Below are 11,311 nucleotides of genomic sequence, written 5' to 3'. Positions count from 1 at the left end.
GGGTGGGCTTGTGCGCGGTGCTGCTGTGGGCGGTGCTGCCGGTCGGGATCGTGCAGTCGATGGCGTACACCGAGTCGCTGTTCACGGCCCTCGCCGCGTGGGCGCTGTACGCGGTTCTGACGGACCGCTGGATCCTCGCGGGCACGCTGGCCTCGCTCGCCGGACTGACCCGCCCGGTGGGCCTCGCGGTGGTCGCCGCGCTGTGGGCCACCGCACTCGTTCACTCGTGGGGGCGAGACCGGAGCTCGCCCCAACCGGACGGCGCCCCCGCGTGGCGGCGCGCCCTCGGCATGCTGCTCGCGCCGCTCGGCGCCGCCGGGTACGTCCTCTGGGTGGGGCACCACACGGGCAAGGGGCTGTTCGGGTACCTCGACGTGCAGGCGGGCTGGCGCAACGGCTTCGACGGCGGCTACGCCTTCGCCCGGTTCGTCGCCGACAAGTTCACGTCGTTCCCGTCGGCCCTCGCCGGCGCCGGACTGGTCGTCGGAGTCGCGCTGGTCGTCTGGTTGTACGTCGTCTGCGTCCGCCAGGGGCAGCCGTTGCCGCTCCTGGTGTACACGGGGGTCGTGGTGGCCCTCGCCCTGTGCGCGTCCAGCTACTTCGGCTCGAAACCGCGCCTCCTGATGCCCGCCTTCCCCCTGTTGCTGCCCCTCGCGACGGCCCTGGCCCGGCTGCGTCCGGCCAGGTCGGTGCCGGTGGTCGCGGGGATCGCGGTGGCGTCGGCCCTCTACGGGGCGTTCTGGCTGAATGGTTCCGGTCCGCCATGACCCGCCCGGTCACCGTCGGATGACGATCCGTGAGCTGCCGGATAAATCCAGGCCAGCACGCGGTGAACTAATTCATAAGGGCCATAAAACCAGGACATCGAATGATCAACGGAATTGAAGCCGACGCCTCCCGGTGATTACGGATTCCGCGAGAATAAACCTCGCTCTGAGAGGTTTCCCACATCACATCGTCATCACAAAGCCGGTGATTCGGGCCGCACGAGAGCTCACTCGCTGTAACGTCGATTGAGTGCGTACCGAATGTCTGCTGACTCGTCTGGAGCGAGTCTTCGCCCGGCTGGATCGTGAGCCCGAACGACCGGCCCACATCGATGTGCCGGTGATGAGCCGGCACAGGGTGGTGCTCTTCGCCTCCACCCTGGCCTTCTACGCGGCCATCGTGTGGGCCGTGGTGATCACGTCGTGGCTGGTCCGGCTCGACTGGCAGGTCATGTTCTTCCGGCCGTACCAGCAGTGGCCGGAGATCCACGCCTTCCTGGACTACTACGTGGTGCTGGGTCAGCGCGGCCCCACCGCCGTGATGGTGGCGGCCTGGCTGGGCTGGCGCTCCTGGCGGCAGCACACCCTGCGCCCGCTGATCGCGCTCGGTGTGTCGCTGCTGCTGCTGAACATCACCGTCGGCGCCGCCAAGATCGGCATGGGCCGCCTCGGCCCGCACTACGCCACCGAGATCGGTTCCAACGAGATGTGGCTCGGCGGCGACATATTTCCCTCGGGCCACACCGCGAACGCCGTGGTGACCTGGGGCATCCTCGCCTACCTGGCCTCCACGCCGAGAGCCCGGCGCTGGCTGTCCGCCCTGTCCGCGGTGATGTCGCTCGGCGTGGGCCTCACCACGGTCTACCTGGGTACGCACTGGCTGAGCGACGTCGTACTGGGCTGGGCCGCCGGTCTGCTGATCCTGCTGGCGCTGCCCTGGTTCGAGCCGCTGATCACCCGTGCCGAGGCCTGGGTCTTCTCCGTGCGGGAGTCCTGGAGGGCCCGCCAGGGCGTCACGGTGCCCACACCGGCCACCACCCGGTCCGTGGGCACGTCCCCGCTGCGTACGCCCGCCCAGGAGCCCGCCACGGCCACGGCTCACGACACGATCGCGGCCCGGACCGTACGGTCGCCGCTCCACCTCACCCCGGGGCTGCACCCGACCTGCCCCGACCGTGTACCCGTCACGCCGGTCGGCAGCCGTCGGCCGCCGCACTCGGACCGCATGCCACGCGGTACGACGCCGGCGCGTCCGCTCACGGGAGGCTGACACGAGACAGCGGGGCAGGTACGCACACCTCACCCCGGGAACGGCGAAGGCCCGGCCCCCTCGAGGGGGCCGGGCCTTCGCCGTTCCTCCGGTGTCTCAGCCCTTCCAGCAGCGCGTCACGCGGCCGTCCCTGACCTCGAAGTTCAGTCGGCCGACGCGGTACTCCATGGTGATGATCGCGCCCGGCGGCAGCGACCTGACCGTGGACCAGCCGTGCTCCCGGGCGCGGCGCTCCGCGCTCTTCGCGTCGAGGCCGACATAGGCGTCCGGACTGTCCTGGGGCTCCGGTGGCGGAGTGGGATTGGGTGCCATGACGGCCACGTTATGCGGCGCTCCGCGGACGGGAAAGTCCGGGCCCGTGAAGGGTTCCGTGCCACTCGTCCGGCCAAAGGCCGCGGAGGGTCGCACAGGGTCACTGTCCCTCGGCGGTCACGCTTCTGTCACAGGACCACGACACGCGTAACGGCCGAACGGCGTCACACGTACGAGCGGTTCCGTTCGTGTCCCGCCCGCCGTTCCGCGTAATTCTCGACTAGCTTGACGCCGTCTCGAATAGCCCCTCGGAAAACGTGTCCTCGATCACGTGGACACGGCTTTTCCGTCCGATTCGGGGGCGTTTCCGGGAAGCCGACATCACACAGGAAATACACGATTCCAGCACGCGGCCTCCACGCTCCTCCGTCGGAGCCGGGGCACGCGAGCATCATGGCGTGCGCTGCGGAGCAGGCCCGGGACGCGACAGCGAAGGGGCGGAGCGATGGGCACGGACACCGCGCAGGCGACGGTGCGACCCGTACGGACCAGTCGGGCCGGGCGGGTGGTGGTCGACTGGCTGACCACGACGGACCACAAGAAGATCGGTCATCTCTACCTGATCACGTCGTTCGTGTTCTTCCTGATCGGCGGTGTGATGGCGCTCGTGATGCGGGCCGAGCTCGCCCGGCCGGGCACGCAGATCGTGGACAACAACCAGTTCAACCAGCTGTTCACACTGCACGGCACCATCATGCTGCTGCTGTTCGCGACCCCCACCTTCGCCGGGTTCGCCAACGAGATCATGCCGCTGCAGATCGGCTCGCCCGACGTCGCCTTCCCCCGGCTGAACATGCTGTCGTACTGGCTGTTCCTGTTCGGCGGGCTGCTCGTGGTGGGCTCGCTGCTGACGCCCCAGGGGCCCGCGAACTTCGGCTGGTTCGCCTACGCGCCGCTGAACAGCCTGGAGCGAACACCGACCATCGGGGCCGACATGTGGATTATGGGGCTGGCGCTGGCCGGTTTCGGCACGATCCTCGGTGCGGTGAACTTCCTGACCACGATCATCGGGATGCGCGCCCCCGGCATGACGATGTTCCGGATGCCGATCTTCACGTGGAACACGCTGTTCACGTCGATCCTGGTCCTGATGGCGTTCCCGGTGCTCGCGGCCGCGCTGCTCTGCCTGGAGGCGGACCGGCGGTTCGGGGCGCACGTCTTCGACGCGGCCAACGGCGGGGCGCTGCTGTGGCAGCACCTGTTCTGGTTCTTCGGGCATCCCGAGGTGTACATCATCGCGCTGCCGTTCTTCGGCATCATCACGGAGATCATCCCGGTGTTCAGCCGGAAGCCGATCTTCGGCTATCTGACGCTGGTCGCCGCGACCATGGCGATCACCGGGCTGTCGGTGGTCGTGTGGGCGCACCACATGTTCGCGACGGGCTCGGTGCTGCTGCCGTTCTTCTCGCTGCTGAGCTTCCTCATCGCGGTGCCGACGGGGGTGAAGTTCTTCAACTGGACGGGAACGATGCTGAAGGGGTCGCTGTCCTTCGAGACGCCGATGCTGTGGGCGACCGGCTTCCTGGTGACGTTCCTGTTCGGCGGCCTGACCGGGGTGATCCTCGCCTCTCCGCCGATGGACTTCCACGTCACGGACACGTACTTCGTCGTGGGCCACTTCCACTACGTCGTCTTCGGCACCGTCGTCTTCGCGACCTTCGCCGGCTTCTTCTTCTGGTGGCCCAAGCTCACCGGGAAGATGCTCGACGAGCGGCTCGGCAAGATCCAGTTCTGGACGCTCTTCACCGGCTTCCAGGCGACGTTCCTGGTGCACCACTGGCTGGGCGCGGAGGGCATGCCGCGGAGGTACGCGGACTATCTGGCCGCCGACGGCTTCACGGCGCTCAACACCGTCTCGACGATCGGTTCGTTCCTGCTGGGGCTGTCGACGCTGCCGTTCCTCTACAACGTCTGGAGGACCGCCAAGTACGGCCGGAAGGTCGAGGTCGACGACCCGTGGGGGTTCGGCCGGTCCCTGGAGTGGGCGACGTCCTGCCCGCCCCCGCGGCACAACTTCGTCACGCTGCCCAGGGTCCGCTCCGAGTCCCCGGCATTCGACCTGCACCATCCCGCGTTCGCGGCGATCACGCCGCCCCAGACCCGGGCCGGGCAGGAGCGCAGTGAGCAGATCCGCTTCGGTCAGGAGCGCCCGACAGACGGTCCCGGGCCGTCCTGATGGCCCCGGCGGGCCCGTCCGGCTCCGGTTCCGCGGTCCGGCCGGCCACCCCGCGCCGAGTCGCCGGCCGTCAGTCCGCCACGGTCACCTTCACCGTGAGGTCGTTGTCCTTCGTGTAGTACGGCCTCGCCGTGACCGCGCCGAACTCCGTCTCCGCGGTCACCCTGGGGTAGGTGAAGATCGGCTTCTTGTCGGCGATGTCGTCGAGCAGGCGTGCGATGCGTACCCGCGGCCCCGGCTCTCCCGCCGGCCGCAGCCACAGGTCCCACAGGCCGGGCCGGAGCGCCGTGTATTCCACGGTGAAGTGGAAGTCCGGGTTGCCGGACGTGAGTCCGGTCCGTATCACCGGCACCGATTCGTGGCGGCTCTCCACTTCGACGTACGCCTCCGGCGCGAGCACCGTCCCGTACACCCTGGCCCGTACGCCCAGCTCGTCCTCGCGCACGTCGAGTTCTCCGGCCTCGGCGTGCGGGGCGCGCAGCCAGCTGCGGACGGTGAGGTTGCCGTGCTTGGTGGCGTACGGGATGCGGACGGCGACATGGCCGCGGGAGCCGCTGGGCGCGCGGTCGACGAGGGAGCGCAGGTCGTTGACGCCGGGCACCAGGCGCCGCGGCGCCTCGTCGGCCACCTGGACGTACGCGTCCCAGCGGCCCTCGGGGAGCTCGACGCTGCTGGGCAGCGCGGCCCGCAACCGGCCGTCCGCGGACGGCGTGAGCGGCAGGCGCACCTCCTGCTCGCTGTCGCGGACCCTCAGGAGCAGGTGGGCGGGTCCGGACTCGCCGCTGTCGGTGATGTCGAACGTGAGACCGCCCGCGGAGTCGGCGACGCAGTCGGCACGCGGGCCCGTGGCCGGATCCTCGTCGACGTGCTCGTGCGCTGTCTGCGGAGCCAGCGTCATCATGCGGTGCGTCCCTTCCCGAGGACCGTACGTCCGGCGCTTCGTACGGTGTACGCACCGCCCAGCAGCGCACCGCGGGTGCGGTGCAGCGAGCCGCGCATCCGGCCGCCGAGCGAGGTCCCGCCGCGGGCGGTCAGACCGCTGAAGAGCGACTCGTGGCGCTCGGCGACGCGGGAGGGGTCGAAGCGCTCGGAGTCCCTGAGTGCCGCGTCCGCCATCTGGTGCCGCAACGCGTCGTCGTTGATGAGTTCGAGGAGCCCCGCGGCGATGGCCTCGGCGTTGCCGACCTCGACGAGCCGGCCGTCCACGCCGTTGTCGATGATCTCGCCGGGCCCGTGCGGGCAGTCGGTGGAGACGACCGGCAGGCCGCAGCGCATGGCCTCGACGATCGTCATGCCGAAGGACTCCATGCTGGAGGTGACGGCGGCGATGGATCCCTTGGCCCACTCCGGCTCGATGGGGTGGGCGGGACCCATGAGGTAGACGTGGTTGTAGAGGCCCAACTCGTCGATGAGCCGGCGGAGTGCCTCCTTCTGCCTGCCGCCGCCGTAGATCCGCAGGCGCCAGTCCGGCCGCTGGGCGCGCACCGTGTCGAAGGCCCTGATGAGCAGGTCGTACCGCTTGACGGGCGCCAGCCGCCCCGCCGCGACGACCCACTTGCCGGTGCCGTCCGCGGGGTCGATGCCCGGCTCGGGCACCGGGTTGGGCACGGCCCGCACCTGGACGCCCGGCAGCCGCATCTTCTCGCGGTAGGCCCGGGCGTCGGCCTCCGTGGTCGTGGTGAGCGCGTCCAGGCGCGGGTAGACGCCGCGCAGCGTGGCGCGCAGGGCCACGCCGTGGGTGCCGAGCGTGAGGTGCTCCTGGCCCACGCGGACCGGGCCGCGGCGGGTCTGCCGGGCCAGGTGCACGTTCAGCCCGGGCCGTGTCCCGACCACGACATCGGCCTCGACCATCGCGAGGTGCTCGGCGATACGCCGGTCGCTGAGGGCGCCGTACTGCTCGTACCGGGACTCCGCGCGCGGGAAGACACGCGCCGGGCGGCGCAGGTCGGGGTCCTCCACGTCGGCCCCGCCCGGGCGGATGTCGACGAGGTGGCGCACACGGACGCGGGGGTCGGGTGTGAAGACCGGATCGTCCCTGTGGCGGAAGACGGAGACGATCTCGACGTCGTGCTGCTGGGCGAGGGTGCCGGCGAGGTTGTACGTGGTCCGGATCGTCCCCCCGATTCCATACGCGTTGTGTATCAGGAAAGAGATATGCATTCGTCCCCCGAACTTCCAAAATCCTCTGTCTCGTCCGCCTACCGCATGGTTGGACCCCTTCCCCCCTCGACTGGTTGGGCGGCAACATCGTCTTGTTCCAGAACAGTTGCGCGATTGGTAGCCGCTTCCGGGAACCTTTCCGCTCCGTCGTGCATCAGGGCAGGTAAGGGTCAGGGTTCGTAGGACAGCTGCGGTACGTCGAAGCAGGTGCCGTTCATGTCGCCCTGGCCCACCCAGCCCTTCGCGTCCTCCCAGCGGGCCACCGAGACACAGGTCGTGCGGGTCTTCGGGGGCTCGGCGAGGTGCTCGTAGGTGACGGGGAGGAGCAACCCGTCGGCGGTGTACGGCTCGTCGCGGTTCATGAAGCGGTCGACACACGCGCGTGTGACGCCCTCCCGCGCGCAGGACCTCGCCGCGTCGGTGAACCACATGGCGGCCGCCCAGCCCTCCAACTGCCACTGGGAGTGCGTCTTCAGACCCTTCGTCGCGTCACGGAACTCCCGTACGGCCTCGTGGCCGGTGTCCTCGAAGTTGCGGCTGGAGCCGGTCACCCACAGGGAGTTGCGGCAGCGCGGGGCGTCCTCGTAGTCCTCGGGGACCGTGGACGTCCAGTTCTGCACATTGGTGACCTTGGCGGTCACCTCGGCGCCCACCTCGTCCATGGCCCGGCAGAGCCGGGCGTTGCCGTGCGTGTCGAGGGCGTCGAAGACCAGGTCGGCGCCCTGTTCCCGCAGATCGGCCGCCACCGCGCGGAAGTTGGGCAGCGCGAAGTCGACCTGTTCGGTGACCACCTTGTAGCCCTCGGCCTTCAGCCCCCGGGCGATCAGGCTCGCGTACGAGGCCGACGCGGACTGGTTGTACGACACGACCGCGGCCGTACGCGCGCCGTGCTCGCGCTTGAAGTAGCGGTAGACCTCGGTGCCGCCGTACTGCCTGCCGTCCCAGCCGGTCGTGCCGTCGCGGGGCGCGAGGCTGCCGTAGACGCTGTACAGATGCGGATACGTGTCGTACGCCGGGCCGATGGGCTGACCGCCGATGTCGGGCACGCGCGCGCGTGAGACGCGGGAGGCGCCCGCGTAGTCCAGAGCGGTGGTGGCCACGAGGGCGACCACCTCATCCTCCTCGACCAGCCGGTGCACGCACTCGTTGTTGCCGACGCCGCTGCCGCCGTCGTCGCACTCACGGACCTCGACCTCGCGGCCGTCGATGCCCCCGCGCGCGTTGAGGCGGTCGAACCAGGCTTTCGCGCCGTCGCGCGGGCCGGTGAAGGCGGCCCCGCCGACCGGGCTGGTGGCGCTGGCGATGACGCCCACGCGGATCGGGTCACCGGCCGGCTCCCGGCCCTGGGTGGCCCGGTCCTCGAAGTCGCTCTCCGGGAGACGGCTGCCGCAGGCCGCGGCCAGCAGGAGGAGCAGGCCCGCGGCGACGCTCTCAGCAGCCCGGAAGCTGTGACGCATTGCCGCTCAGCCCGACGAGCCCGCACAGCGTCTTCACGGAGACCTTCCAGGTGCCGTCCTGCTCGACGGCGGTGCCCGCCGAGTCCGGCAGGACCGTGGCGCCCTTCATGAGCAGCGAGTACGTCACGTTCGCGCCGGTCGCCGAGGTGAACTCGACCTCCGTCACCCTCGCCTCGACCTGCTGTCCGCGCTCGTCGCCGCTGAAGGCCTCCAGGACCGGCCCCATCAGCTCGCCGTTCTCCAGGACGGCCTGCCGCTCCGCCGTGGAACTGGCCGGGTCGAAGAACGTCGCCCAGTTCTTCCGGATCTCCTTCTCGGCCGCGGCGGGGTCGGCCGGACCGGTCGCGCTCGGGGTCTCGCTGGGTGTCGGCTCGGCGCTCGTGGCCGTCTCCGCCGTGGGCGTCGGGGCGGCCCCGTCGCCTCCGCCGTCGTCGCCGCAGGCCGTGAGGGCGAGGGCCAGGACGCCCGCCGCGATCACTGCCCCCAGCCGTGCCGTTCCCCGCCTGAGGTAGCTCCCGAGAACCATCTGGCTCACCACCGGGTGTCGGTCCGGGCCGGTCGCGCCCGGTGCTTTCAGGGTCAGCTCCCCCAAGGCGTAGCGCAAGCCATCGGCGGGCCGTAAAACAGACAGACACCGGAAAAACAGACACCGGAGAACAGACAGCCACACGATGTGCGGGAGCCCCGGATGCGGACAGCTCGACTGCGGACCGTGCACCCCGTCCTCTGGGCCGGCTGGGCCGCCCTCGCCGCCGGAGCGGTGCTGTGCGTCGTCGGCTGGTACGGCGTCTCGGGCGAGCGGTTCGCCGAGCGGCAGCTGCCGTACCTCGCCTCCTGCACCGTGCCGGGGGCCGCGCTGATCATCGCGGGTGCGGTGCTGCTCACCCACGGCCGGAGCGCGCGGGCGGCGGCCCGGGTGGAGGAGCTGTACGGCCTGCTGGTCGCCGAGGAGCCGGCCGACGCGGAGGAGTCCGGGCAGGTCCCCGCGCCCGTGGCCACGAGCGGGGATCTGCTGATGGTGCCCGGCGGCACCCTGTTCCACCGCGCGGACTGCCCCCTGGTGGCGGGCAAGCGTGAGGCCGTACCGGCTGACTCCCGGGCCCTGATGATCGGGGACCTGAGCGCGTGCCCGATCTGCGAACCGCGGTCCGCGCGTGAGCCCTCCGAACCACCCCCGGAGGCCTGATGGCGTCCCTGACGTACGACCTCGCGCTCGCCGGGCTCTCGGTCGGCAGCGCGGCCGCGCTGACCGGGATCGGGCTGATCGTCACGTACCGGGCGACCGGGGTGCTGAACTTCGCGCACGGGGCGATCGCGATGGTGTGCGCGTACGTGCTGTACCAGTTCACGGTGGAGTGGGACTGGCCGCTCGCGCCGGCCGCCGCCGTCACCCTGCTGGTGGTGGCCCCGGGCATCGGCATGGCACTCGAACGGTTCGTCTTCCGCCCGCTGTCGGTGCTCGGCGGTGATCCCGCGCAGACCCTGGTGGCCTCCATCGGGGTCTTCGTGCTCCTGGTCGGCGGGGCGGCGCTGGTGTGGGGCCCCGGGGCGCGGGCGGACGCGCCCACGCTGATCCCGGGAGATCCGTGGGGGCAGCTGGCGGTGGCCGTCGCTCTGGCCGTGGCCGTGGGCGCGGTGACGCGCTGGACGCGCTTCGGCCGCGAGCTCCGGGCCGTCGTGGACGACCGCTCCCTCGCCGTCCTCGGCGGTGTCGACGCGGACCGGGTGGCGGCGGCCGGCTGGGCGTTCGGCTCGTTCACGGCGGGCCTGACGGGCGTGCTCCTCGCGCCGTACGTACGGCTCGACCCGTACGGCCTGCCGCTGCTGGTCGTGGAGGTCGTGGCCGTCGCGGTGGCAGCCCGGATGCGGAGCCTGCCCGTGGCCGTGGTGGTGGCCCTGGGCATCGGGGTCGCCCAGAGCCAGCTGACCCGGCTGCACCCCTCGGGCTGGGCGGAGCCCCTGCTCCAGGCCGTCGGCGCGAACCTGTTCGTGGTGGCGCTCCTGGTCGCGGCCCTGGCCCTGCCCCGCGTCGGCGCCGGGGACGCCCTCCCGCGCACGACGACCCCGCGCGTGGCGACGCCTCCGGGGGCGTGGATCGTGGCGGCGGTCCTCTTCCTGCTCCCGCTCGGCTTCGCGGGCCGGGACCTGCACACCTCGGTCCAGGTACCGGCGCTGGCCGTGGTCCTGCTCTCCCTCGTGGTGGTCACCGGCCGCGGCGGCCAGATCTCCCTGGGCCAGGCGGCGTACGCCGGTCTGGGCGCCCTGTTCACGGCGCTGCTGGCGGCGGGCCGCTTCCCGTTCCTGCCCCCGCTGCCCGAACTGACCGCGCTGGTCGTGGCCGTACTCCTGGTGGCTCCCCTGGGGCTGCTGACCGGCTGGCCGGCGATCCGCCGCCACGGTCTGGCACTGGCCCTGGCGACGTTCGCGGTGGGCGTCGGGGTCAGCCGCTTCGTCTTCGTCCAGCCGTACGCGACCTCCGGTCTGACGCTCGGGCGCCCCGCGGGCTTCGAGGGCGACCGCGCGTACTACGTCCTGGAGCTGGGGTTGCTGGGGCTCTCCCTGCTCGCGGTGCACGCCCTGCGCCGGGGTCGCACGGGCAGGGCTCTGGCGGCCGTGCGGGACCACGAGCCGGGGGCGTCGGCGGCGGGCGTACGCGTCCCGTCGCTGAAGCTCTCGGCCTTCGTGGCGGGGGCCGCTCTGGCGGCCCTGGGCGGCGGCATGCTCGGCATGGGTCTGCGGGCCTTCGACGCGGCCGCGTACGACCCGGTCCGCGGACTGCTGTGGTTCGCGGCCGTCGTGGTCCTCGGCGCGGACAGCGTGCTGGGTGCCCTGGCCGCCGCGGCGCTCCTGGTGGGGCTGGACGCGGGAACCCGTGGCGGGGTGGCCGCGGCCCTGATCGGTGTGCTCGCGGTGTTCGTCGGCCGGTTTCCGGGAGGCCCGTACGAGGCCCTGCGGGCCGTGGCCGCCCGTCCGAGGTCCCGGCACAGGGCCGCGCTGACTCCGCTGGGAACGCGGGTGCGGCGGACGGTACGCGCCCGCGAGGAGGCGGTTCGGAGGCGACGGGGTGCGGGCGTTCCCCCGGAAGGGTCCGCCCGGCCCACCCGAGCGGCGGAATCCGCGCCGCCGGGCCGGGCGGAGCGCGGCGCCGCACCGCCACACACCCCCGTGA

9 protein-coding genes and 1 pseudogene are annotated in these 11,311 nt (G+C 71.5%); 5 read left to right on the top strand and 5 right to left on the bottom strand.

Annotated features, from left to right (window positions below; all coding sequences use genetic code 11):
* Positions 1–767: pseudogene (locus FNH04_RS31410) on the top strand (hypothetical protein); the annotation flags it as partial.
* Positions 768–1,017: 250 nt separating this feature from the next.
* Complete coding sequence (locus tag FNH04_RS31405; RefSeq protein WP_322724378.1) at positions 1,018–2,037, top strand: phosphatase PAP2 family protein; 1,020 nt, start codon at positions 1,018–1,020, stop codon at positions 2,035–2,037.
* Between the two features lie 96 nt (positions 2,038–2,133).
* Here FNH04_RS31405 and FNH04_RS31400 read toward each other — a convergent pair whose 3' ends face one another.
* Positions 2,134–2,349, bottom strand: coding sequence for an I78 family peptidase inhibitor (locus tag FNH04_RS31400; protein ID WP_152789165.1), 216 nt, complete (start codon positions 2,347–2,349; stop codon positions 2,134–2,136).
* Between the two features lie 445 nt (positions 2,350–2,794).
* Between FNH04_RS31400 and ctaD the strand changes: the two genes are divergently transcribed.
* Positions 2,795–4,525, top strand: a complete 1,731-nt coding sequence (gene ctaD, locus FNH04_RS31395) for an aa3-type cytochrome oxidase subunit I (RefSeq protein ID WP_152789164.1) — start codon at positions 2,795–2,797, stop codon at positions 4,523–4,525.
* Between the two features lie 70 nt (positions 4,526–4,595).
* Here ctaD and FNH04_RS31390 read toward each other — a convergent pair whose 3' ends face one another.
* The 4 genes from FNH04_RS31390 to FNH04_RS31375 all read right to left on the bottom strand — a co-directional run bounded on the left by FNH04_RS31390 (position 4,596) and on the right by FNH04_RS31375 (position 8,668).
* On the bottom strand, positions 4,596–5,426 hold the full coding sequence (locus FNH04_RS31390) for a hypothetical protein (protein ID WP_386574258.1): 831 nt from the start codon (positions 5,424–5,426) through the stop codon (positions 4,596–4,598).
* Entirely contained in the window at positions 5,423–6,685 is a 1,263-nt protein-coding gene (locus FNH04_RS31385) for a glycosyltransferase family 4 protein (protein WP_152789163.1), read from the bottom strand. Before FNH04_RS31385 ends, FNH04_RS31390 begins: the two co-directional genes overlap by 4 nt.
* A 170-nt stretch (positions 6,686–6,855) precedes the next feature.
* Positions 6,856–8,142 carry an ABC transporter substrate-binding protein gene (locus tag FNH04_RS31380; protein WP_152789162.1) on the bottom strand — a complete coding sequence of 429 codons (1,287 nt, stop codon included), beginning with the start codon at positions 8,140–8,142 and terminating at the stop codon, positions 6,856–6,858.
* A complete protein-coding gene (locus FNH04_RS31375; RefSeq protein WP_152789161.1) occupies positions 8,117–8,668 on the bottom strand; it encodes a hypothetical protein in 552 nt (183 codons plus the stop codon). The genes FNH04_RS31380 and FNH04_RS31375 overlap by 26 nt, the downstream gene beginning before the upstream one ends.
* Before the next feature lie 162 nt (positions 8,669–8,830).
* Between FNH04_RS31375 and FNH04_RS31370 the strand changes: the two genes are divergently transcribed.
* On the top strand, positions 8,831–9,328 hold the full coding sequence (locus FNH04_RS31370; RefSeq protein WP_152789160.1) for a hypothetical protein: 498 nt from the start codon (positions 8,831–8,833) through the stop codon (positions 9,326–9,328).
* Positions 9,328–11,311: ABC transporter permease (locus FNH04_RS31365; RefSeq protein WP_152789159.1), on the top strand; the 1,984-nt coding region annotated here is incomplete at its 3' end. The genes FNH04_RS31370 and FNH04_RS31365, both read left to right, overlap by 1 nt.

Origin of the sequence: Streptomyces phyllanthi (genome assembly GCF_009377205.1) — a bacterium.
Classification (GTDB): Bacteria; Actinomycetota; Actinomycetes; order Streptomycetales; family Streptomycetaceae; genus Streptomyces; species Streptomyces phyllanthi.
The sequence above is the reverse complement of the archived record's forward strand: the minus strand, read 5'-3'. Positions and strand labels throughout refer to the sequence as shown.